The following is a 21,928-nucleotide window of genomic DNA, read 5'->3' on the forward strand; positions in this document are numbered from 1 at the left end:
CTCTGGTCCGCTTACTGGTGGCGGGGGGTTATTGACTCGGGGCCCGGCCTGGGGGGGTGCCCGCCCGGCCCCGAGTGGCCCGCGCCGGCCTGGCCGTGCACGACGACGTGGCCGCCGACCACCCGGTCGAGCAGGTCGGCGCGGCCGGTGAAGTTGGCGATGTCCGGCGGCAGCAGCACCGGCGGGCCGGCCGAGACGTGCAGCGACACGTCGTCGTGGAGCATGCGGTGGTAGAGCAGTTGCAGCTCGGGGTCGGGCTCGATGGCGTGGCCGCCGTCGAGCTGGTCGCGCAGCACCGCGTACGCGGCCAGCGCGTCGACCCGGCGGCCGCTGCGGTAGAGGGCCAGCATGTACTGGCCGCGGAAGCGCTGCCACAGCGGGTGCTGATTGGTCAGCCGCTTCAGCTCGGCCAGCAGCTCGCGGTGGCGGCCGGCGTCGAGGTCGGCCTGGACGCGGCGTTCCAGGGCGAGCAGGCGCAGCTCCTCCAGCTCCTCGCGCAGGCGCCGGGTCTCCTCCCACCGCTCGCCGTCGGGGTCGAGGTCGTCCAGCGCGGGGCCGCGCCACAGCGACAGCGCCTCCTCGTACGAGCCGCGGTCGACCAGCAGCCGGAACCGGTCGACGTCGAGCTGGTGCGCGCCGATCGCCAGCACGTACGAGCCGGACACGGTCGTGATCACGTCCTTGCCCAGGAGCTGGCGGAGCTGGCCCACGTACCCGCGGACCAGGGAGTCGGAGCGGTCGCCGCCCTCGCGCGGCCACAGCAGCCGGCGCAGCCGCTCCACGGTCAGCGGGCGGCCCGCGTTCAGCAGGAACATCGCCAGCAGATCCCGGTGCTTCGGGGTCGTGGGGGTACGATCCCGGCCGCCGTCGCGGACGTCGAGCGGCCCCATGATGCGGAATTCCACGCGGCCATCCTTCGGGGAGGGGACGTTGATCAGGATGGCACATCCAGGCGGCCCCCTCACTTACTCGCTAGGACGTCCAGGCGACGACCTGGAACCAGACAGCCTTGCCGGGCGGCACGGGGTTCCAGCCCCAGTCGTAGGACAGCCGATGGACGATGGCCAGCCCCCGCCCCCGGCAGGCCAGCGGATCGGCCTGGCCCATCCGGGGGAGTGCCGCGCACGAGTCGCGGACCTCCACGGTCAGCAGCCGGCCCTCTCTGACCACCACGACCCGGACGGGTTCGGTCGAGGAGTCGTGGGTGAGCGCGTTGGTGGCCAGCTCCGAGACGAGCAGTTGCGCGATCTCGACCGCGGCCTGCGCCGCTTCGTGATCCGTGGCGACGTCGCGGACGAACCGCCGGACGGAGGAGACGCATCCGGGGTGCCTGGGCATCCGCCGCTCGCCGAGGACCGTGTCCGGCAGGGGCCGCCGGTCGGCGAGCGTCACGGCGGGACTTTCGGATTTCATGTGGCCAGCGTGACGCCATATGACTACGGTCGGTAGTGATCTGATTGCAAGGAGTGGACTTTGAAGTCCGTGCCGTTGGCGTTGAACCCGGGCGAGGGGAGGGCGGAGTGGCCGACTTCTACGCGCCTCAGGCGATTTGGGGCAGGGAGTTGCGGCACTACCGGAAGTCGGCGGGCCTGACGCAGGGGCAGCTCGCCGAGCGCATCCATTTCAGCGAGGGCCTGATCAGCGGCGTCGAGACCGGTCAGCTGCCGGCCAGCCCCGAGTTCGCCGAGGCCTGCGACAAGGCCCTCGGCACCGGCGGAGCCCTGCGCCGCCTGCTCGACTGGCGCAAGGGCCAGATCTTCCCCTCCTGGTTCGGCAAGTGGCACGAGAAGGAGCAGGCGGCGCTCACCCTGCGCACCTACGAGCCGCTCCTGGTGCCGGGCCTCCTGCAGACCGAGCAGTACGCCCGCGCCCTGCTGCGCGGCAACGAGGCCGCGGTGGCGGCGCGCATGGAGAGGCAGGCGATCCTTGCCCGCGACGACCCTCCGTCGCTGCGCTGCGTCATCGACGAGGCGGTGCTGTTCCGGCCCATCGGCGGGCCGGAGCTGATGAAGGGTCAGCTCCGGCGGCTGCTCGACGCGGTGACCGCGCGGCTCAGCATCCAGGTCCTCCCGCACGGGCTGCACTCCGGCTTGACGGGTGGCTTCGTGATCGCGACCCTGGACGGAGGCTCCGAGGTGTTGTACGCGGAAACCGCGGTGCGCGGCATCACCACGAGCGATCATGAGGACGTCTCGGCGGCCGTGGAGCGGTTCGAGGCCATCCGTACCGAGGCGTTGCCCTTGAGCATGTCCCTTGAAACGATAAAGAAAGCCATGGTGGAACGATGGACCTGAGCTATGCCCAGTGGCAGAAGTCCAGTTTTTCCGGCGACAACGGCGGCAACTGCGTGGAGATCGCCGAGCTCAAGAACGTTCCCGGCGGCCCTGAGCACAAGGGCGGGCAGGCCGAGCTGGTCGTCGTGCGTGACTCCAAGGACCCCGACGGGCCCAAGCTGTTCTTCACGCCCGCCGAGTGGGACGCGTTCGTGGCGGGCGTGAAGGCGAGCGAGTTCGACCGCGCCTGACGGCGAGGTCCACGGCGAGGTTCAGGGCGGGGTTCAGCAGGTGGCCGGACCGGCGTCCCGCTGGACCTCTATGGAGGGCGTCTCGCCCACGTGCGGCGGCATCGCGGACGCGGACATCAGCGGATCGCCCGGGGTGCCGCCGACCTTCTCCAGGAAGTCGGCCCACTCGGTCGGCACGGTGAGCGCGGTGATCGAATACCACTCCCCGGCCATGGCGGGGTCGCCGCCTTCGAGCGAGACGGGCACGTCCCACTGGCCGGAGGCCCGTACGGTGTCGACGCGGTAGAAGCGGGTGTGCCTGGTGCGCGGCGTGCCGGTCGTGCGGCGGACGCCGATCAGCAGGGTCGTGCCCTCGGGCAGCGTGGCGGTGCCTCTCACCAGCGGGCAGGGCGAGGCGGTGGCCCCGGGGCCGGTGACGGGCGCGGTGATGACGAGCCGGGGCGTCTCCCGCTCGCTCTGCGCCTGGCTGTACTTCACCACGACGCCGGGCAGGCCCACCAGCGTCGTGGCCATGCCGACAATGGCGGTCGCCCACTTCCTTCTGACGCTCCATACGCGAGGAGCGGGCCCGGCGCCGTGGCCGAGCTTTCGATTCTTGGCCATTTGCGGTATTTCCCCCGATCGTGCGCCGCGAGATGGATACGCGGAAACGCGACGTGTCCGAATTTTTCCGGATAAACGTCGAATTGGAGTCTTTTGCTCAACGGGGTGGAAGGGTGTCAGCGTGCACCCGATTTCGGGTGATGCCGTTTCCCCTGCTCATACCCTTGATCGTCCGCGTAACCCCCGGCCGAGGGTGTTTTTGAGATCAACTTGACGGTCGTTCTCAAAGGGGAATCAGCGGCTATTGGCCCAAATGCGCGCTGATTGCACGATCTCCTCAAGGTTGTCGCTGTGCGCGCCCTGCCAGTAGACCTGGCCGCAGTCGCCGCACCGGCCGTAGGCGTCGTAGCTGCGCCGGGTGCCGGCCTCCAGCAGCGGCCCGACCTCCTCCTTCGACACCGGCACGAGCACGCCGTTGCAGGCCGTGCAGCGCGTCCAGGGGGCCAGCGGCGGCTCGAAGCGTTCGAGCACGTCGCGGAGCTGGTCGGCGGGGCGCGAGCCGCGGACGTAGGCCCCCAGCCACAGCGCGCGGCGGCGCAGCAGGCCGCGGTCCTGGGTGAGCAGCACCCGCCGCTCCTCGTTGGCCTGGACCACCAGCGCCGGGTCGTCCATGTCGTTGTGGTAGGCGGTGTCCACGCCGAGCAGGCGCAGCCGCCGGGCCAGCGTGCCGAGGTGCACGTCGAGCAGGAACCGCGGCTCGGCGGGCAGCGGCTGCGGCCGGGGCATCGGGTGCACCTCGACCGTCTCGCCCGGCGCGAGCAGGTGGGACGGGGCCACGCCGCGGCCGTCCGACACCATCGGGCCGGCCTCGGTCAGCGGGATGCCGAGCGACTCCACGTGATGGCCGAGCGTCGAGGTGCCGTCGGTGGTCACCCGCTGCCACTCCCGCCGGCGGCTCACGGGCAGGAACATCCTCAGCTCGGCGGCGATGCGCAGGCGTGCGTCCCGTTCGGTCACACTGTCCATTCTGCGGGACCGGATACCGTGAAATCATGCCCATATCCCGCCGGGCCTTCGTCGGGCTCGCCGCGCTCGCGGCCGGCTGCTCCACGGCCAGGCCCGCCGAGCTGCGGCTGGTCACCGGGCTGGCGGGCGGCCCGTACGGCGCGCTCGGTCAGCGGCTGGCGGGCGAGCTGCGGCGCGACGGGCTGACCGTGCGGGTGGTGGAGACCGCGGCCAGCGTCCAGAACCTCACCATGATGGCCGGCGGCCGGGCCGACGTCGGGTTCGCGCTGGCCGACAGCGCCGACGACGCGGTCAGGGTGCGCCACCAGCCGGTCTCCGCGCTGGCCCGGATGTACATGAACTACGTGCATCTGGTCGTGCGCGAGGGCGCGCGCATCACCGGCGTCGGCGACCTGGCGGGGCGTCCGGTGTCGATCGGGGTCGAGGGGTCGGGCACGGCGGTGACCGCGACGCGCGTGTTGTCGGCCGCCGGGCTGCGCACGCCGCCGCGGATCACCAGGCTCGGCCTCGACGCCTCGCTCACCGAGCTGCGTGGCGGCCGCATCGAGGCGTTCTTCTGGTCGGGCGGCGTGCCGACGCCCGCGCTCGCCGCGCGCGACGACATCGCGCTGGTGCCGCTGGAGTCGCTGGTGCCGGTGCTGCGCCGCCGCTACGGGCCGGTCTACGAGCACGCCGCCGTGCCGGCCGGCGCGTACGGGCTGGCCAGGCAGGTGCCGACCGTGGGCACGCCGAGCTACCTGATGTGCCGTACGACGCTCCCCGACGACCTGGCCTTCACCGTCACCGAGACGCTCTTCCGGGCCCGCGACCGCCTCCAGGCCCCCTCGGCCCCCGGCGGCCGCCTCGACCGGCGTTACGCCATCGGCACCGGCGTCGTGCCCCTGCACCCGGGCGCGGCCCGCTACTACCGCTCGGTCTACGGCTGAGCCAGGGCCAGCTCGACCACCAGCCCGTGCGGCACGGCGGGCAGCAGCCGCAGGGTGCCCCCGCACGCCTTGGCCAGCTCGGCGGCGATGGCCAGGCCGAGCCCGCTGCCCGGCACGTTCGCGTGCGCCCCCGACCGCCAGAACCGCCCCAGCGCCTCGGCCCGCTCCTCCTCGCCCAGCCCCGGCCCGTCGTCGGCGACGCGCAGCATCTCGCCGTCGAGCGTGACCGTCACCGTGCCGCCCTCGGGGACGAACTTCTGGGCGTTGTCCAGGGCGATGTCGGCGATCCTGGCCGCCGCCTCCGGCACCACCGCGCCCGCGGGGACGTCGGCCACCAGACACACGCCCTTGGCCGTGTAGACCTCGCGCCACACCGCCAGCCGCTCGCCGAGCACGACCTCCTTGCCCGCCAGGCCCGCGCCCGCCTCGACCTTGGCCAGCGCCAGCAGGTCCTCCACCAGCAGCGCCAGCCGGTCGAGCTCGGACATCGCCTCGGCGTACTCGGCCGTGCCCTCCTCGCGCAGGTGCGGCTCCAGGTTCTCCAGCCGTAGCCCGAGCACGGTCAGCGGGGTGCGCAGCTCGTGCGAGGCGTCGGCCACGAACGCGCGCTGCCGTTCCATCGCCGCCGAGACCGCGTCGGCCATCGCGTTGAAACGCTCCTCCAGCCGCCGCAGCTCCGACGGGCCCGCCCCGGGATGCGCCCGCGCGTCGAGCTGACCCTGCGCGATGGCCCGCGTGGTGCGGTCGAGCTCGGTCACCGGCCGCAGGATCCAGCGGGCCAGCCGCCGGGCCGCCAGCGCCGACCAGGCCAGCGCGACCAGCGCCCCCGCCGCCAGCGCGCCCCAGACCAGCGAGACGTCCAGCCGGGCCTGCCCGGTCGGGGCCTCCAGCAGCACCACGCCGGACAGCTGGGCGTCACGCCCGGCGGGCTCGGCCAGCAGCACCGTGGCCGGGCCGAACGGGCTGACCGTGGGCAGGTCCTCGGTCGTGCGGCCGGACAGCGCGAGCCGGGTCGCCTCCCGGTCGTCGGCCTCGAACCGGCCGGCCGAGACCAGGATCGAGCCGTCGCGGTCGCGCACCCGGACGGCCGCGCCGTACAGGTCGGCGTAGCGGGAGACCTCGGTGATCAGGCCCGTACGGTCGTCGTCGCGGGCCGCGGCGTCGGCCAGCTCGGCGAAACGGGTGGCGTCGGCGCGCCGGTCGAGCAGCAGACGGTTGGTCCGGTGGGAGGCGTAGGCCAGGCCGAGCGGCACCGCCAGCGCCGCGATCAGGAAGACGATCAGCGTGGTGAACGTGACCACCAGACGCGCGTTCACCCCGCCGGGCCCAGCCGGTAGCCGGTGCCGCGCAACGTCTCCACCAGCCCGGGACGCCCGGTCTTGGACCGCAGCCCCGCCACGTGCACGTCGAGCGACCGGGACGCCGACAGCAGCGGATCGCCCCAGACCTCGTCGAGGATCTCCTCCCGGCTGCGCACCACGCCCGGTTCACGGGCCAGCAGCGCCAGCACGTCGAACTCGCGCCTGGTCAGCGCCACCTGCCGGCCGGCCACCGTGACCTGCCTGCACTCCAGGTCGATGCGCACGTCGCCGACGCACACCACGTGGTCGCGCACCGGCATCGGACGCGTGCCGCGCCGCAGCACCGCCTCCATGCGGGCCATCAGCTCGACCGTGCGGAACGGCTTGACCAGGTAGTCGTCGGCCCCCGAGCGCAGGCCGCGCAGCACCTCGCGCTCCTGCGTGCGCGCGGTGACCACGATGAGCGGCACCGCCGAGACGCGGCGCAGCCGGCGCAGCACGTCGAGCCCGTCCATGTCGGGCAGGCCCAGGTCGAGCAGCACGAAGTCGACGCCCCCCGCCAGGCGGAGGGCGTCGACGGCCAGGCCGGCGCGGGTGACCGAATGGCCGTGCCGGGCCAGCGCCGTGGTGAGCGCGGCGGCGAGGCGATCGTCGTCCTCGACCAGGAGAACCCGCATGGTGCCAGGTTAGACGCGGGCGGTGACCGGATCCGACGGCTCGGCGCCCTCACTGCGGGACAGCGCCGCGTCGCGGGTCTCGCGCATGGTCAGGTAGACGACCAGGGAGACGGCGGCGCAGGCGGAGACGTACCAGAAGAAGCCGGACTCGATGCCCTTGTCCTTGAACCACAGGGCGACGTACTCGGCGGTGCCGCCGAACAGGGCGTTCGCGATCGCGTACGGCAGCGCCACCCCCAGCGCGCGCACGTGCGTCGGGAACAGCTCGGCCTTCACCACGGCGTTGATCGAGGTGTAGCCGGTGACGATCACCAGGCCGATGAGCGACAGGACGAGCGCGCCCCCGAAGCCGCTCGCCCCGCCCAGCGCGGTCATCAACGGGACCGTCCCCAGCATCGACCCGATCCCGAACGTGATCAGCAGCGGCCTGCGCCCGATGCGGTCCGACAGCGCCCCGGCCAGCGGCTGCAGGCACATGAAGATGAACAGCGCGCAGAAACTGACCAGCGTGGCCGTCTCCTTCGCCAGCCCCGCGGTGTTCGACAGGTACTTGGTGAGGTACGTCGTGTAGGTGTAGTACGCGACCGTGCCGCCCATGGTCAGGGCGATGACCAGCAGCGCCTCCCTCTTGTGCGCGAGGAGCTGCCTGATGGTGCCCTTGTCCCGGCGCTCCTCTTCCTCCTCGCCGTACGCCTCGGTCTCCAGCAGGCTGCGGCGCAGGTAGAACACCACGGCGGCGGCCACGGCACCGACCACGAACGGCACGCGCCAGCCGTAGGAGTTCAGGGCCTCCTTCGACATCGTGTTCTGCAGGATGATCTGCAGGCCGAGGCCGACGAGCTGACCGGCGGTCATGGAGACGTACTGGAAGCTGGAGGCGAAGCCGCGCCGGCCGCGCGGGGTGGCCTCGGTCAGGTACGTGGCGCTGGCGGCGTACTCGCCGCCGACCGACAGGCCCTGGAGCAGCCGCGCGACCACCAGGACCAGCGCGCCGGCGTAGCCGACCGACTCGTACGTCGGGGCGACGGCGATCAGCAGCGCGCTGGCCGACATCAGCGTGACGGTGAGCGTGAGCGCCGCCTTGCGGCCCCGGCGGTCGGCGTAGCGGCCGAGCAGCCAGCCGCCGAGCGGGCGCATGAAGAAGCCGACGGCGAAGATGGCCGCGGTGTTGAGCAGCTTGGCCGTGTCGTCCCCGTCAGGGAAGAACGAAGCGGCGAAGTACACGGCGAAGCTGCTGTAGACGAACCAGTCGTACCACTCGACCAGATTGCCGACGGAGCCGCCGATCACTGCCTTCCACGGCACGCGCGCTTTGTTCATGTAGGACCTCCTGGGGGGGAGTGGGTGCAGGCCAGAGCCTCTCCCCAGAAGGTTGTTCGGACAAGGTGCGGCGGCTCAGATCTAACGTGCGCTTAACATCGGGTTTTCCTCAGCGCAACGGGGGCCGGGCGTTCTTCGCGCGTTCGAGCGCCAGGTCGGCCCACCACTCGCCGCTCTCCGGCGCCACCACGCCGCGCTCGGGGTCCTTGTCGCCGTCCGTGCCGCGCCGGCACCGTCCGCCGGAGCTGCCGGCCCGGGTGATCCACAGGTAGGCGTCCGCCAGCTCCTCGCCCGTGTCGGTCGTGGGCCGCTCGCCGACGCCACGGCCCGGTGGGTTGCACCAGGTCTGCGGGTCTTTGTACTTCTTCGTCGGCGACCACGAGCCCTGGCCGTTCCTGGCCGTGTCCACCACGAAGTGCGGCAGGTCTTCGCCGGGGTCGGCGTCCTTCGGGCAGGTGGTGCCGCCGGTCCTGCGCATGACGGCGATGCAGGCCGACAGCGACTTGCCGTACTCGACGGCCCTGGGGGTGCGCTGGAAGGAGGCGGTGTTGACGAAGAACCCGTCGGCCTGGTCGATCCCCGCGCCGATCAGGCGCTGGGCCATGACCTCGGTGCCGGGGTAGAGGTCCTGGCTGCCGTCGAGGTAGACGGCCGTGCCGGCGTGCCCGGTCTTGAGCGACCGCACCGCCTCGCGCAGGTCGCGGTAGCGCTGCTCGGCCGTGCCGGCCAGCGTGCAGTCCTTGGTGCCGGGGAGGTTGACCAGGCTGGACGGCTCCAGGATGATCACGGCCTTGCGGTCCCCGATCTGGCGGGCGACGCCCTCGACCCACTGCTGGTAGACCTTCATCTCGCCGGCGCCCGTGGCGGCGCAGTCGCCGCCGCCCGGCATGTAGTTGATCAGGAACACGGGCACGCCCCCCGCCTCCTGCGCGGCGGTCACGGCGGTCTCGACCGTGGCCCTGACCTCGGGCTGGTTCAGGCGGATGGCGTGGGGGACGGCGGCCAGCCGGTCCATGAGCGCGGCGTCGGCCGGGCGGTCCTTCCGCCACACGGCGGCCTGGCGGGCGGCGGCCTTCTCCTTCTCGGAGGAGAAGGTGACGCCGTTCTCACGCAGCGGGTTGCGGGGTGTCGCGGTGGAGGCCGGTGTCGTGGTGGTGGCCGTGCGGCTGCTCGCGGGGGTGTCGTCGTGTGGCCACAGCAGGGCCGTGGTGACGCCGGCGGCCGCCACCACGACGGCCGCGGCCGTGGCCGTGGCCAGGAGCCTCGTCCGCCGCTTCCCCGCCGTCGTCTCTTCGGGGGGTGAAGGGGGAAGAGTGTCCGGCGTCCCGGCGGGAGGGGGGGTGGGGAGGGCGGCTGAGGGGGTGGCGGTGCTGAGATGGTCCAGCAGGTCCTGGGCCGTGGGGCGGGCGGCCGGGCTCTTGGACAGGGACGCGGTCACCAGGTCCAGCAGCGGCCCCGACAACCCCCGCAGCTCGGGAGCCTCGTTGACGATGCGTAACAGGATCGTCGGCACCGACCCCGACCCGAACGGCGGCAGCCCCCCGGCGGCGAAGGCGACCGTGCAGCCCCACGAGAAGATGTCCGAGGCCGGCCCGACCCGCGACCCCGCCACCTGTTCGGGCGACATGTACGACGGCGTCCCCACGATCGCGCTGCTCATCTCCGACTCCGCCAGCCGCGCGATGCCGAAGTCGATGACCTTGGGCCCCACCTGGGACAGCAGCACGTTCGACGGCTTGAGGTCACGGTGCACCACCCCGGCCCCGTGGATGGCCCGCAACGCCATCGCCATGGCCGCGGCCAGCCCGTCCAGCGCGGAGCCCTTCAGCGGCCCGGAGTCGCGCACCGCGTCGTCCAGGCTGGGCCCCTCGACGTACTCGGTGACCAGGTACGCCACGTCCGCGTGCACGTCGGCGTCGAGGACCGGGGCGGTGCAGAAGCGGGCGACCCGCCGGGCCGCGGCCACCTCGCGGGCGAACCTGCGCCGGAAGTCGGGGTCGGCGTCCATCCTGGCGTGGATGAGCTTGACGGCCACCCGCGTGCCGCCGGGGTCCTCGCCCAGGTAGACGACGCCCATGCCGCCCTCGCCCAGCCGGCCCAGGAGGGCGTAGCGCCCCACCTGCCGCGGATCCGCGTCCCTCAACGCCTCCAACGTCATGACGTGTCAGGTTAGCCGGGGAAAGGTCAGACCGTCAGCCGCCACTCGTCCCATTCGTCGAGCAGCTCGAACCCCATGGCCTCGTTGATGGCCAGCATGTGGGCGTTGGACGTGGCGTTCCAGGTGATGATCCGCTCCAGGTGCGGCTCGCGCTCGCGCAGCCACAGCAGGTTGGACAGCTTGAGCAGCAGGCCCAGGCGGTGGCCGCGGTGCTCGCGCAGGACGGTGGTGTCGGCCTGGTGGCCCCAGCCGTCGGAGCGGTCGGCGGTGAGGTAGATCCGGGTGTAGCCGGCGGGCGCGCCGTCGGAGTCGCGCCTGGCGATCATCGTGTAACAGGTCTCGCCGCCGAGCGTGACGCGCTCCTCGCGCAGGCGCAGGCGGTCGAGGCTGAAGGTCATGTCCTCGACGTCGGCGTCGCGCGGGGCGTCGTTCATGCCGCTCATCAGCGTGGCGAGGTCGGCCAGCAGCTCAGGACCGGCCGGGCCGACGAACCGCTCGACGCGGTAGCCGGGCACCTCGGGCAGCATGCCGCGCAGCGCGGCCCAGTCGGCCGTGCGCAGGTCGAGCGTGCGACGGGCCTCCTGGAGAGCGACCGTCATCCCGTGGGCGCGGGCGAAGCGGGCGCCGACGCCGGTGGTGGGGGTCTCGGTGAGCAGCAGGGTGCGGCCGTGGGCGCGCATCCGGCCGAGGACGTGCTCGAACAGCTCGCCGCCGAGGCCGCGGCCGCGCAGCTCGGGCCGGACCACGAGCGGGAAGAGCCAGCCCATGTGCCGGTTGTCGTACTGGTGCAGCGCCAGGGAGTAGCCGCCGGTGACCTTGCCGCCGTCGGTCGCCACCCACGTCTCGACCTGGTCGCCGGGGCTGCCCAGGCGGGCGATGACGGAGAGGCGGGCGAGTGACAACTTGGGGCCGGGCTCGTGCGCGTGGGCGGCCAGGTAGGCGTCGTGCAGGCCCGTCATCAGCTCGCCCGGCCGGTCGAAGTCGATTGGCTGGATGTGCATCAGTCCAGCCAATCGCATCGGCACCGCTCCCTGCCAGCCGTTTTACCGCCGGGGCCCTACTGCCGGTAGTTCTCCACCTCGCCGGCCGGGCGGACGGCCGCGCTGTCGGGGTCCTCGCCCGCGCCGCGCCTGGCCCGGCGCTGGCGGAGCAGGTCCCAGCACTGGTCGAGCGCCACCTCCAGCTGCTTGACCCGCGCGTGCTCCTCGTCGGAGGTGACCTCGCCCGCCGACAGCCTGCCGCGCAGCTCGTGCTCCTCGGCGACCAAGGCGCTGATCCTGGTGAGAATCTCGTCGTCCCGCATGCCCAAGACTCTAACGACTGCGTGATAGAACACGCCCTATGCCTGGTATTGCGCTGGTAAGGAAGCCCGGACCCCGGATCGCCGAGGGCATCGTCACGCACATCGAGCGCGCGCCCGTGGACCACGAACGAGCACGTCACCAGCATGACGCCTACGTCGCGGCGCTGGCCGCGGCCGGATGGCGGCCGGTCTACGCCGACGACGCCGACCATCTGCCCGACGCGCCCTTCGTGGAGGACGCCGTGGTGGTGTCGGGGCGGCTGGCCGTGCTCACCCGGCCGGGCGCGCCGGAGCGGCGTCCGGAGGTGGAGTCCGTGGAGCGGGCCGTACGGGAGCTCGGCCTGAAGGCGGTCAGGATCGCCCGCCCCGGCACCCTGGACGGCGGCGACGTGCTCCAGGTCGGCCCCACCGTGTACGTCGGCAGGTCGGCCCGCACCGACGACGAGGGCGTCACCCAGCTCGCCGCCCTGCTGCCCGAGCGCCGGGTCGTGCCCGTGGACCTGCGCGGCGTGCTGCACCTGAAGTCGGCGGTGACCGCCCTGCCCGACGGGACGCTCATCGGCGATCCCGGTCGCGTCGAGCTGCCGGGCCTGCTGGAACCGCCGGAGGAGCCGGGCGCGCACGTGGTGCCGCTGGGCGGTGACCGGGTGCTGCTGGCCGCCTCCGCCCCGAGGACCGCGGCGATGCTGGAGAAGCGCGGGCTCGTCGTGACGAGGGTGGACATCTCGGAGTTCGAGCGGCTGGAGGGCTGCGTCACCTGCCTGAGCGTGCTCATCCCGGACTAGCGATGGCCCGCGCCGGAATTTCACGGCCCTGACCAGGTGTTTCACCATCGGTGGACCGATCGGCTCTCATGATATGAGATCAAGGGCAGCGAATCCCGAGACGTCTGGTAGCGTGCTTGGCATGCTGCGCGGGCTGCTTCTTAGCTGCCGCGGCGAGGGCCTGTAAGGCCGGCTCCCTCGTCGCGGAGCCAGTCATGCGCGTCGGCCGCTTTCGACTCGACCGACGAGGAGCAGCAGACATGAACGCCCAGCAGCCCAGTCCCATGCCGGCCCATCGTTATCAGCCGTTCGAACCGATCAGGCTGACCGATCGCACCTGGCCCGACCAGGTCATCACCAAGGCGCCCCGGTGGTGCGCGGTCGACCTGCGCGACGGCAACCAGGCCCTGATCGACCCGATGGACTCCCACCGCAAGCTCCAGATGTTCGAGCTGCTGGTACGCATGGGCTACAAGGAGATCGAGGTGGGCTTCCCGGCCGCCTCCCAGACCGACTTCGACTTCGTCCGGCAGATCATCGACGAGGGCCGCATCCCCGACGACGTCGTCATCCAGGTGCTGACCCAGGCCAGGCCCGAGCTGATCGAGCGCACCTTCGAGGCGATCGAGGGCGCCAGGCAGGCCATCGTCCACCTGTACAACTCGACCTCCACCCTCCAGCGCCGCGTCGTGTTCGGCCAGGACAAGGAGGGCATCACCGCCATCGCCGTCGAGGGCGCCAAGCTGGTCAGGAAGCTGGCCGAGGCCACCGACGTCGACGTCTTCTTCCAGTACTCGCCCGAGTCGTTCACCGGCACCGAGCTGGAGTACGCCGTCGAGGTGTGCGACGCCGTCAACGAGGTGTGGCAGCCCACCCCCGACCGCAAGGTCATCATCAACCTGCCCGCCACGGTCGAGATGGCCACGCCCAACGTCTACGCCGACCAGATCGAGTGGATGCACCGCAACCTGCGGCACCGCGACTCGATCGTGCTGTCGCTGCACCCGCACAACGACCGGGGCAGCGCCGTGGCCGCCGCCGAGCTGGGCTACATGGCGGGCGCCGACCGCATCGAGGGCTGCCTGTTCGGCAACGGCGAGCGCACCGGCAATGTGTGCCTGGTCACCCTGGGCATGAACCTGTTCTCGCAGGGCGTCGACCCCGAGATCGACTTCAGTGACATCGACGAGATCCGCCGCGTCACCGAGTACTGCAACCAGCTGCCGGTGCACCCGCGCCACCCGTGGGGCGGCGAGCTGGTCTACACCGCCTTCTCCGGCTCCCACCAGGACGCCATCAAGAAGGGCTTCGAGCACCTGGAGCGCGACGCCGCGGCGGCCGGCACGCCGGTGGCCGAGTTCACCTGGGCGGTGCCCTACCTGCCGATCGACCCCAAGGACATCGGCCGCACCTACGAGGCCGTCATCCGGGTCAACAGCCAGTCGGGCAAGGGCGGCGTGGCCTACATCATGAAGGCCGACCACCAGCTCGACCTGCCGCGCCGGCTGCAGATCGAGTTCTCCAAGGTCGTGCAGGCCCGCACCGACGAAGGCGGCGGCGAGATCAGCCCCACCGCCATGTACGAGATCTTCCGCGACGAATACCTGCCCAACCCCGCCAACCGCTGGGGCCGGCTGAGCCTCATGGCCCACCGCCACGAGTCGACCGTCGACGACAAAGACCGCATCGGCGCCGACGTGCGCCTCGACGGTGAGATCCGGGAGATCGCGGGCGTGGGCAACGGCCCGATCTCGGCCTTCATCGACGCCATCGGAGGCGTCGGCATCAAGGTGCGGGTCCTCGACTACGTCGAGCACGCGATGAGCGCGGGCAGCGACGCCAAGGCCGCCTCCTACCTGGAGTGCGAGGTCGACGGGCAGGTGCTGTGGGGCGTGGGCGTCGACGCCAACACCACCACGGCCTCGCTCAAGGCCATCATCTCGGCGGTCAACCGCGCCGCGCGCTGACGTTCTCGCGGAAAGGGGCAGGAGTGCCGGGTACTCCTGCCCCTTTCGCCTTGCCGGGACGTTCCGATCACGTGGCGAGGCCGAGCGCCGCCGCGGCCAGCCGCAGCGCGTGGTCGAAGGCCGCCCGCCGGCTGTCGATCGTGTTGTTGAACTGGCCGAACACCTCGAAGTTGACCCAGCCGTAGAGCGTCGACCAGGACACCATCGCCCGCCACACCACGTCGTCGGGCACGCCGGGCATCAGGGCGCGGATGTTCTCGGCGTCCGCGGCCACCTCGGCGGGCGGCTCGGGGGCGGCCGGCGGGTGCAGCCCGCCCGCGTCCCAGGCGTCGATGACGATCGCGCCGAGCACGGTGACGTCGCGCAGCCGGGCCGCGACGGTGTCCTGCGGCGCCTGGTAGCCGGGCACGGGCGAGCCGTAGAGCAGGGCGTACTCGTGGGGGTGGGTCACCGCCCAGTCGCGTACGGCATGGCCGGCGGCCAGCCAGCGGTCGAGGTGGGCCGTGCGCGGGCAGGCGGCCTCGGCCTGCTCGACGGCCTCGCCCAGCGCGTTGTAGCCGTCGATGATCAGGGCGGTCAGCAGGTCGTCGCGGCTCGGGAAGTAGCGGTAGATGGCCGAGGAGACCATGCCCATCTCCCGCGCCACGGCCCGCAGCGACAGGCCGCCCGCGCCGTCGGTGGCCAGTTGGCGGCGGGCGATGTCGGTGATCTCCCTGGTGAGCTCGGCTCTCACGCGCTCCCGCGCGGTTCGGCTGGCTGTCATGGACAGCAGGTTATCAGAGCACTGGCAAAAAACGAGAGCACCGCTCTTGACGAGTGCCGCTCTTTTGAGAGAGCATTGCTCTCGTAAGCGAACAGCGCACCCCCTCAGGAGATCCCCATGCTCGCCCTCGCCAAGAACGCCAACGCCGCCCTGATGTTCTTCCTGGAGCTCGGCGTGCTGGGCGCGGTGGCCTACTGGGGCTTCACGCTCAGCCCCAACTGGGCGATCAAGCTCCTGGCGGGGCTGGGCGGCCCGGCGCTGTTCATCGCCGCGTGGGCGCTGTTCGGCGCGGGAGGCGGCGCGAACGCCACGATCCCGCTCACCGGCCTGGCCCGCGTCGTGCTGGAGATCGTCTGGTTCGGCGGCGGCGCGCTCGCCCTCTACGCCGCGGGCCGGGTCACCCCGGCGATCGTCTTCGCCGCAGTCTTCGTCGTCAACGCGCTGCTGCGCGTCATCTGGAAGCAGGTCTGATCATGGGTAAGCACGTCGTCGTGGGGTCCGGCCAGGTCGGTTCACACCTGGCCGCCAAGCTCGCCGCGCAGGGGCACGAGGTCGTCGTCGTGACCCGTTCGGGCCGCGGGCCGGAGGGCACGGTCAGGGTGGCCGCCGACGTGGCCGACCAGGCCCGGCTGTCCGAGCTGGCCAAGGGGGCCGACGTCCTCTACAACTGCGTCAACCCGGCCTACCACCGCTGGCTGACCGACTGGCCGCCGATGGCCGCCTCGTTCCTGGCCGCCGCGGAGTCGAGCGGGGCCGTGCTCGCCATCCTGGGCAACCTCTACCCGTACGGGCCCGTCTCCGGCCCGATGACCGAGGACCTGCCGCTGGCCTCCACCACCCCCAAGGCCCGGGTGCGGGCGAAGATCTGGCACGACGCGCTGGCCGCCCACCGCGAAGGGCGCGTGAGGGTGACCGAGGTGCGCGGCTCGGACTTCTTCGGCCCCGGCGCCACCGACCAGTCCCACCTGGGCACCCGCTTCATCCCCGCGCTCAGGGCCGGCCGGACGATCCGGCTGGTCTTCCCCGCCGACGTCCCGCACAGCTGGACCTACCTGCCGGACGTGGCCGACGCCCTGATCACCGCCGGCGCCGACGAGCGGGCCTGGGGCCGCCCCTGGCACGTGCCCACCAACGACCCGATGACCTTCCGCGAGGTCGGCGCCCACATGGCCGCCCTGCTGGACCTGCCGGAGCCTGCGATGACCACGCTGCCGTGGCCGCTGCTGCGGACGGCCGGGCTGTTCTCGCCCATGATCGGCGAGCTGCGGCACGTGCGCTACCAGTTCACCGCGCCCTACGTGCTCGACTCCTCGGCGTTTCAGCAGGTCTTCGGCGTCGCGCCTACGCCGATGGAGGCCGCGCTGAAGGCTACGCTCGACGGATGAAGATAGCCATGATCGGCCTGGGCGACATCGCGGAGAAGGCGTACCTGCCCGTGCTCGCCGCCCAGTCCCTCGACCTCCACCTGTGCACCCGCAACACCGCGCGGCTCGACCGGCTCGGTGACGCCTACCGCGTCGCCGACCGGTCCACCAGCGTCGACGAGGTGATCAAGGCGGGGGTCGACGCCGCGTTCGTGCACGCCTCGACCGAGGCGCATCCGGAGATCGTCGAGCCGCTGCTCAGCGCCGGGATCCACGTCTACGTCGACAAGCCGATCGCCTACAGCCTGGCCGAGTCCGAGCGCCTGGTGCGCCTGGCCGAGTCCGAGGGCAGGTCGCTGATGGTCGGGTTCAACCGCCGCCACGCCCCCGGCTACGCAGGGCTCATGGCCCTTCCCCGTCATCTCGTGCTGATGGAGAAGAACCGCGACAACTACCCCGACGCGCCCCGGCGGGCCATCTTCGAGGACTTCATCCACGTCGTGGACACGCTCAGGTTCCTCGCCCCCGGCCCGGTCACCGAGACCAGGATCCGCACCCGCGTCCGCCGCGACCTGCTCGAACACATCGTCCTTGAGCTGTCGGGCGCCGGGTTCACCGGGATCGGCGTGATGAACCGGGTCAGCGGCGCCGCCGAGGAGACCTGCGAGGTCATGGGCGACGGCATCAAGCGGCGCGTGGTCAACCTCGGCGACGTCCTCGACTACGAGGGCGGCGAGACGCTCACCAGGCGGCCCGACTGGGTGCCGGTCGCCCGGCAGCGCGGCATCGAGCAGATCTGCCAGGAGTTCCTGCTCGCGGTCCGCGAGGGCCGGGTGATCAGCGCCGACGACGCCCTGATCACCCATGCCATCTGCGAAGAGGCCGTCAGTCAGGCTTCCTGACCCGCATCGACTCGTCGGCCCTGGCGAACATGCGGTCGAACGTCGTCCCGCCCAGCCGGGCGAGCACCGTGTAGCCGTCGGTGTCGCTCAGCGGGCTGGAGGAGGAGACCACGCCCGCCACCGAGTCGCCGTACAGCACCGGGCCGCCGCTCCCTCCGGCGGCGGCATGGCAGTTGCGGGTGACCATCAGCCCGGGGCCCACCGTCGAGCCCTCGACCGCGTCGCCCAGGCACCGGTACATCTGCGTACCCGGGTAGCGTTTGCCCGCCGGGTAGCCGAGCAGTTCGAGCCCGCGCAGCTCGGCGCCGCGGCTCGTGCGCAGGGGTGGCAGGCCCTGGCCGACCACGTCCTCCAGCGGGCGCCTGCCCTTGACGACCCCGACCAGGCCGACGTCGTACGGCAGCACGTCGGGGGAGTCGGGGTTCGCCCGCCACCGGTCCGGCGCCCACGTGCGCACCGCGGACCAGACGCCGTGCCGCGGGTTGCCCCTGTCGAACCCGGGCATGAAGACCAGCCGCTTGAGCGGCCGGCCGTCGTGGTAGAGGCAGTGCGCGGCCGTCAGCACCAGGCTGCGGCTGCGCGAGCCGATGATCGCGCCGCCGCACCACACGTCGGTGCGGGTGACGGGATCATGGCCGAGCAGCACCCCGGTCAGCCGCCGCGCCCCCGTGTAGGGGCGCGGGACCGGCGCGTAGCCCAGGCGGTCGCCGTCCGGGGTCAGCACCTGGGGGACGGGGACGCTGCGCTGCGCGACATCGGCGACGCCAGCCGGATCGAGCAGGACCAGAGACAGTACCAACCTGAGCACTTTCCCACTCTACGGGGAAGATGATCAATGCCCTGACCTGCGACACCAAGGTTTACCTAAGTGGGGGGTTGTCATGCGTCGTACTGGGCGCCCAGGGCGCGCAGGCGGGCGTGGACGTCCTCGTACACCGAGGGGGCGCCCAGGTAGGTCTTGGGCAGCTTGGCGACCATGGTGTAGTTGGTGTCGCACACGTTCCCGACCGGCGCCTGGCCGGCCTGGCTGACGAGCTGGTACGCGTCCAGCGTGTCGAGCCCGGTCAGCTCCGACGTCCAGGTCACCAGGTCGTGCTGGCTGATGCGGTAGGCGTCCTCCAGGGGCCTGGCCGAGCCGGTGGACATCAGGTGCAGGTCGTCCTCCAGCCGGGGCCACGGCGTGGCCACGCCCTTGATCAGCTCGACCGCGACCACGGTGTTCATGGCCGCCTCGACCGCCGTGCCGCAGACCTCGCCGTGCCCCTGCAGGCCGTGGCCGTCGCCGATCGAGAACAGCCCGCCCTCGACGTTGACGCCCAGGTAGACGGTGACGCCGGCGCGCAGCTCGGGGGTGTCCATGTTGCCGCCGTGCGCGTCGGGGGTGATGGTCATGCGGGCCTCGTTCGCGCCCGGGGCCACGCCCACCGTGCCGTGCATCGGGTCGAGCGGCAGCGCCACGCTGAAGTCGCTGTTGCGCGCGTGGTAGACGGCCACGCCCTTGTCCACGTCGATGTCGTAGCGCCAGACCCGCTCCTCCAGCGGCGGCTGGAGGGTCGCCGTGGTGTGGGTGCCGGTCAGCGCGCCGAAATGCGGGAACGTGGTGGAGACCGCCCAGTCGCGGGCCGGGGTGATCTTGACGAAGTGCAGCGCCAGCGTGTCGCCCGGCTCGGCCCCCTCCACGTGGAAGGGACCGGTCACCGGGTTCAGGTACGGGAACTCGCAGACCTGCGACGGCAGGTCCGCCACGGTCCGCACCCGGCCGCCGAAGCAGTCCTCGGTGTACAGCTCCATCACCGTCCCGGGCCGCACCCTGCCCAGGGCGGCACGGCCGCCGAAGGTGTAGCTGAGCTCCTCCGGCGTGGGGTGGTAGGAGACGACGTTCACTTGACCTCCGAGGGGAGAACGGGCCTGCGGCCGATGCGGTAGGTGATGACGAGGACGGCGAGCCCGATCCCCAACCAGACCAGGCCGACCGTCTGGGTCACCAGCTTGGTGTTGTACACCACGGCGGCCAGGACGAGGAAGCCTATCGCCGGTGCGATCAGATGGGCCCACACGTTCCGGCTGCGCATGCGGAACCGGAAGTGGACGACGACGGCCACGTGCAGGATCAGGAAGGCGGTCATCGCGCCGAAGTTCACGAGCTGGCTGAGCAGCGCGATGCCGTCGTCCCGGCTGTTCATGTAGAGGCCGATGCCCAGGGACAGCACGGCGACCGCCAGCGTGGCGTTGACCGGCACCTGGTGCTTGGGGTGCACCTTGGCCAGGAACGAGGGGAGCATGCGGTCGCGGGCCATCGCGAACAGCAGCCGCGAGGTGGCCGCCTGGGCGACCAGCGAGTTGGCGAAGCCCCACGCGATCGCGGTGGCGACCGCGGTCAGCACGCTCAGCCAGTGGCCGCCGGCGAACTCCGCCATGCGGTAGAAGGCGTCACCGTTCTTGTCGCCCTTGGCGATCAGCTGCGCGCGGTCCGGCATGAGCAGCGCCGCGACCCAGGTCTGCGCCACGAACAGCACCGCGGCCAGCCCGAGCGCGGCCACCATCGAACGGCCCAGCCGCCTGCCGTCCTCCTTGTTCTCCTCGGCCAGCGTGGAGATGCCGTCGAAGCCGAGGAAGGACAGCACCGCCGTGGCCGCCGCGCCGAACACCAGCGTCCAGCTGAACGTGGAGGACTCGAAGATCGGTGTGAACGCGCCCGCCTGGGCCTTGCCCTGCGCCAGGGCGATGCCGCCGACCACCAGGAAGATCGCCAGCACGGCCAGCTCGGCGACCAGCATCACCCGCGTGATGCGCGCGGTCATCTGGATGCCCATGTAGTTGACGGCGGTGTTGAGCAGCACGAAGATGATCAGCCAGCCCCACACCGGGATCCCCGGCACGAACGAGTTCATGGCCAGGCTGGCGATGAGGTAGAGCAGCGACGGCACCAGGATGTAGTCGAGCAGGATCGCCCATCCGGCGATGAACCCGACCGGCGCCGAGATGCCGCGCCCGGCGTAGGTGTAGACGGAGCCGGCCATGGGGAACGCCTGGGCCATCTGCGAGTACGACAGCGCCGTGAACGCCATGGCGACCAGGCCGATGATGTAGGCCAGCGCGACCATGCCGCCGGACGACTGGAACACGCCGCCGAAGATGCCGAACGGTGCGATCGGCACCATAAAGATCAGGCCATAGATCATCAGGTCGGCGAAGCCCAGAGAGCGTTTGAGCTCTTGGCGGTAGCCGAACTGCTCAACGGTGCTCATAGTGCGCGGCTCCTTGTTGAGATTGGGGGGCGATTCGCACCTTAGAGCCAAAGCTTTCTAGTGAAAAGGTTTCTCAAGCAAGAAATCCAGGCCGTCCGCCCTGCCGAGGTGCACCGTGCGCCGCACCTGCCGGTTCAGCAGCGTGAGCGGGCCGCGCGCGCTGACGATCGTGGTGCCGTCGGCGACCGCGTCGAGGGCGGGCACGGCCAGGCTGCCCGCCCGTGCGGACAGGGCGGCGAGCATCGCGACGGCCTCGTAGCAGCCCTGGCCGTGGGCGTTGAGCATGGGGGCGTGCGGGCCGAAGCGTTTGGCGTACCGCTCGGCGAAGTGCAGGCTGGCCTCGGTCGGCAGGTCGCGGAAGTAGCCCATCGACGCGTAGAGCTCGCCGGTGCCGTCGCCGCCGATGCCGAGCAGGCCGTGCTCCTCCAGCGCCCCGCACAGCCGGGCCGCGCCGAGGCCGGCGGCCGCGTAGGCCCGGTTGAAGGCGACCAGGTCGCTGCCGATCAGCGTGAGCAGGATCGCGTCGGGGCGGGCGTCGGCGATCCGGCCGAGCCAGGAGGCCGCCTCGCCGTACCGGACGAACGTCTCGCCGACGACGGTCGCGCCGCGCGCGCGCAGCCGGCGCCGGGCGCCCGCGTGCACCAGGCGCGGCCAGACGTAGTCGTTGCCCAGCAGGTACCAGCGGCGTGCCCGGTGGGCGCAGACCAGCCATTCGATGCCCGGTTCGAGCTGCCTGCCGGGGGTCTCGCCGAGGAAGTAGACGCCCGGCGCGTGCCCCCCGCCCTCGTACGGCGGCGCGTACACGAACGGGACCCGCCCGGCGATGGCCGCGACCACGTCGATCCGCACGTCGCTCGCATGCGTGCCGACCACCGCCTCGACCGTGCCGGACGCGACCAGCCCGGCCACCTCGGCCGCCACCTCGCGCCCCGGCCGCCCGCCGTCGACCAGCACCAGCTCGACCTGCCTGCCGAGCACGCCGCCCCGGGCGTCGACCTCCTCGGCGGCCAGCACCGCGCAGTTGATCGCGCACGGCCCCACCAGCCCGAGCACCCCCGACACGGGCACGACCAGGCCGATCCGGACCGCGTCCGAGGGGATGAGCCGGGCCTCGAAAGGATCGACGATCGCCGCCACGCCGA

At 71.9% G+C, this 21,928-nt stretch carries 23 protein-coding genes; 8 read left to right on the forward strand and 15 right to left on the reverse strand.

All coding sequences use genetic code 11. The features are described 5' to 3' along the window. Positions 1 to 11: 11 nt before the first annotated feature. Together ABZ444_RS48110 and ABZ444_RS48115 are read right to left on the reverse strand one after the other, a co-directional pair. Positions 12 to 905 (reverse strand): AfsR/SARP family transcriptional regulator, encoded by an 894-nt coding sequence (locus tag ABZ444_RS48110; protein ID WP_358011260.1) that lies wholly within the window; start codon positions 903 to 905, stop codon positions 12 to 14. 67 nt (positions 906 to 972) lie between these two features. Next, complete coding sequence (locus tag ABZ444_RS48115) at positions 973 to 1,413, reverse strand: ATP-binding protein (RefSeq protein WP_358011262.1); 441 nt, start codon at positions 1,411 to 1,413, stop codon at positions 973 to 975. A gap of 107 nt (positions 1,414 to 1,520) precedes the next feature. On the opposite strand from ABZ444_RS48115, the gene ABZ444_RS48120 reads away from it, so the two are divergent. Both ABZ444_RS48120 and ABZ444_RS48125 read left to right on the forward strand, forming a co-directional pair. Continuing rightward, complete coding sequence (locus tag ABZ444_RS48120) at positions 1,521 to 2,294, forward strand: helix-turn-helix transcriptional regulator (RefSeq protein ID WP_358011264.1); 774 nt, start codon at positions 1,521 to 1,523, stop codon at positions 2,292 to 2,294. Then, on the forward strand, positions 2,285 to 2,524 hold the full coding sequence (locus ABZ444_RS48125; RefSeq protein ID WP_357979305.1) for a DUF397 domain-containing protein: 240 nt from the start codon (positions 2,285 to 2,287) through the stop codon (positions 2,522 to 2,524). The genes ABZ444_RS48120 and ABZ444_RS48125 overlap by 10 nt, the downstream gene beginning before the upstream one ends. Before the next feature lie 33 nt (positions 2,525 to 2,557). On the opposite strand, the gene ABZ444_RS48130 is transcribed toward ABZ444_RS48125, so the two are convergent. Together ABZ444_RS48130 and ABZ444_RS48135 are read right to left on the reverse strand one after the other, a co-directional pair. Continuing rightward, a complete protein-coding gene (locus ABZ444_RS48130) occupies positions 2,558 to 3,037 on the reverse strand; it encodes a hypothetical protein (protein ID WP_358011266.1) in 480 nt (159 codons plus the stop codon). A 324-nt stretch (positions 3,038 to 3,361) separates the two neighbouring features. Then, positions 3,362 to 4,093 carry a Mut7-C RNAse domain-containing protein gene (locus ABZ444_RS48135; RefSeq protein WP_358011269.1) on the reverse strand — a complete coding sequence of 244 codons (732 nt, stop codon included), beginning with the start codon at positions 4,091 to 4,093 and terminating at the stop codon, positions 3,362 to 3,364. A gap of 26 nt (positions 4,094 to 4,119) precedes the next feature. Between ABZ444_RS48135 and ABZ444_RS48140 the strand changes: the two genes are divergently transcribed. Continuing rightward, complete coding sequence (locus tag ABZ444_RS48140) at positions 4,120 to 5,019, forward strand: TAXI family TRAP transporter solute-binding subunit (protein WP_358011271.1); 900 nt, start codon at positions 4,120 to 4,122, stop codon at positions 5,017 to 5,019. Here ABZ444_RS48140 and ABZ444_RS48145 read toward each other — a convergent pair. The 6 genes from ABZ444_RS48145 to ABZ444_RS48170 form a co-directional block, all read right to left on the reverse strand. Next, positions 5,010 to 6,335 carry a HAMP domain-containing sensor histidine kinase gene (locus tag ABZ444_RS48145; RefSeq protein WP_358011274.1) on the reverse strand — a complete coding sequence of 442 codons (1,326 nt, stop codon included), beginning with the start codon at positions 6,333 to 6,335 and terminating at the stop codon, positions 5,010 to 5,012. The two genes, ABZ444_RS48140 and ABZ444_RS48145, sit on opposite strands and share 10 nt — an antisense overlap. Then, positions 6,332 to 6,997 (reverse strand): response regulator transcription factor, encoded by a 666-nt coding sequence (locus ABZ444_RS48150; protein ID WP_358011276.1) that lies wholly within the window; start codon positions 6,995 to 6,997, stop codon positions 6,332 to 6,334. The genes ABZ444_RS48145 and ABZ444_RS48150 overlap by 4 nt, the downstream gene beginning before the upstream one ends. Before the next feature lie 9 nt (positions 6,998 to 7,006). Then, entirely contained in the window at positions 7,007 to 8,317 is a 1,311-nt protein-coding gene (locus tag ABZ444_RS48155) for an MFS transporter (protein ID WP_358011278.1), read from the reverse strand. Between the two features lie 109 nt (positions 8,318 to 8,426). Further along, positions 8,427 to 10,475 (reverse strand): glycoside hydrolase family 6 protein, encoded by a 2,049-nt coding sequence (locus tag ABZ444_RS48160; protein ID WP_358011280.1) that lies wholly within the window; start codon positions 10,473 to 10,475, stop codon positions 8,427 to 8,429. 26 nt (positions 10,476 to 10,501) lie between these two features. Continuing rightward, complete coding sequence (locus ABZ444_RS48165) at positions 10,502 to 11,476, reverse strand: GNAT family N-acetyltransferase (RefSeq protein WP_358011283.1); 975 nt, start codon at positions 11,474 to 11,476, stop codon at positions 10,502 to 10,504. 56 nt (positions 11,477 to 11,532) lie between these two features. Then, positions 11,533 to 11,778, reverse strand: coding sequence for a DUF2630 family protein (locus ABZ444_RS48170; RefSeq protein ID WP_358011285.1), 246 nt, complete (start codon positions 11,776 to 11,778; stop codon positions 11,533 to 11,535). Between the two features lie 38 nt (positions 11,779 to 11,816). Between ABZ444_RS48170 and ddaH the strand changes: the two genes are divergently transcribed. Continuing rightward, complete coding sequence (gene ddaH, locus ABZ444_RS48175) at positions 11,817 to 12,563, forward strand: dimethylargininase (RefSeq protein ID WP_358011287.1); 747 nt, start codon at positions 11,817 to 11,819, stop codon at positions 12,561 to 12,563. A 239-nt stretch (positions 12,564 to 12,802) separates the two neighbouring features. Continuing rightward, positions 12,803 to 14,509: a 2-isopropylmalate synthase gene (gene leuA, locus ABZ444_RS48180; protein WP_358011290.1), complete on the forward strand. Its 1,707-nt coding sequence runs from the start codon at positions 12,803 to 12,805 to the stop codon at positions 14,507 to 14,509. A 67-nt stretch (positions 14,510 to 14,576) separates the two neighbouring features. Here the strand turns inward: leuA and ABZ444_RS48185 are convergent, their stop codons facing one another. Then, positions 14,577 to 15,272 carry a TetR/AcrR family transcriptional regulator gene (locus ABZ444_RS48185; RefSeq protein ID WP_358011293.1) on the reverse strand — a complete coding sequence of 232 codons (696 nt, stop codon included), beginning with the start codon at positions 15,270 to 15,272 and terminating at the stop codon, positions 14,577 to 14,579. Positions 15,273 to 15,389: 117 nt separating this feature from the next. Between ABZ444_RS48185 and ABZ444_RS48190 the strand changes: the two genes are divergently transcribed. Genes ABZ444_RS48190 through ABZ444_RS48200 form a run of 3 tightly spaced genes read left to right on the forward strand, consistent with a single transcriptional unit; the run spans position 15,390 to position 17,538 of the window. Next, positions 15,390 to 15,743 carry a YrdB family protein gene (locus tag ABZ444_RS48190; RefSeq protein ID WP_358011295.1) on the forward strand — a complete coding sequence of 118 codons (354 nt, stop codon included), beginning with the start codon at positions 15,390 to 15,392 and terminating at the stop codon, positions 15,741 to 15,743. A 2-nt stretch (positions 15,744 to 15,745) separates the two neighbouring features. Continuing rightward, entirely contained in the window at positions 15,746 to 16,657 is a 912-nt protein-coding gene (locus ABZ444_RS48195; protein WP_358011298.1) for an NAD-dependent epimerase/dehydratase family protein, read from the forward strand. Next, positions 16,654 to 17,538 (forward strand): Gfo/Idh/MocA family oxidoreductase, encoded by an 885-nt coding sequence (locus tag ABZ444_RS48200; RefSeq protein ID WP_358011301.1) that lies wholly within the window; start codon positions 16,654 to 16,656, stop codon positions 17,536 to 17,538. The genes ABZ444_RS48195 and ABZ444_RS48200 overlap by 4 nt, the downstream gene beginning before the upstream one ends. Here ABZ444_RS48200 and ABZ444_RS48205 read toward each other — a convergent pair. The 4 genes from ABZ444_RS48205 to ABZ444_RS48220 all read right to left on the reverse strand — a co-directional run bounded on the left by ABZ444_RS48205 (position 17,522) and on the right by ABZ444_RS48220 (position 21,923). Beyond that, positions 17,522 to 18,346 (reverse strand): hypothetical protein, encoded by an 825-nt coding sequence (locus ABZ444_RS48205; protein WP_358011303.1) that lies wholly within the window; start codon positions 18,344 to 18,346, stop codon positions 17,522 to 17,524. The genes ABZ444_RS48200 and ABZ444_RS48205 overlap by 17 nt on opposite strands. 71 nt (positions 18,347 to 18,417) lie before the next feature. Beyond that, complete coding sequence (locus ABZ444_RS48210) at positions 18,418 to 19,422, reverse strand: acetamidase/formamidase family protein (RefSeq protein WP_358011305.1); 1,005 nt, start codon at positions 19,420 to 19,422, stop codon at positions 18,418 to 18,420. Beyond that, on the reverse strand, positions 19,419 to 20,786 hold the full coding sequence (locus tag ABZ444_RS48215; RefSeq protein WP_358011307.1) for an APC family permease: 1,368 nt from the start codon (positions 20,784 to 20,786) through the stop codon (positions 19,419 to 19,421). Before ABZ444_RS48215 ends, ABZ444_RS48210 begins: the two co-directional genes overlap by 4 nt. Positions 20,787 to 20,843: 57 nt before the next feature. After that, positions 20,844 to 21,923, reverse strand: a complete 1,080-nt coding sequence (locus tag ABZ444_RS48220; protein WP_358011309.1) for a substrate-binding domain-containing protein — start codon at positions 21,921 to 21,923, stop codon at positions 20,844 to 20,846. Positions 21,924 to 21,928 lie beyond the last annotated feature (5 nt).

The sequence above is a fragment of the Nonomuraea sp. NPDC005730 genome (assembly GCF_040630865.1).
Classification (GTDB): Bacteria; Actinomycetota; Actinomycetes; order Streptosporangiales; family Streptosporangiaceae; genus Nonomuraea.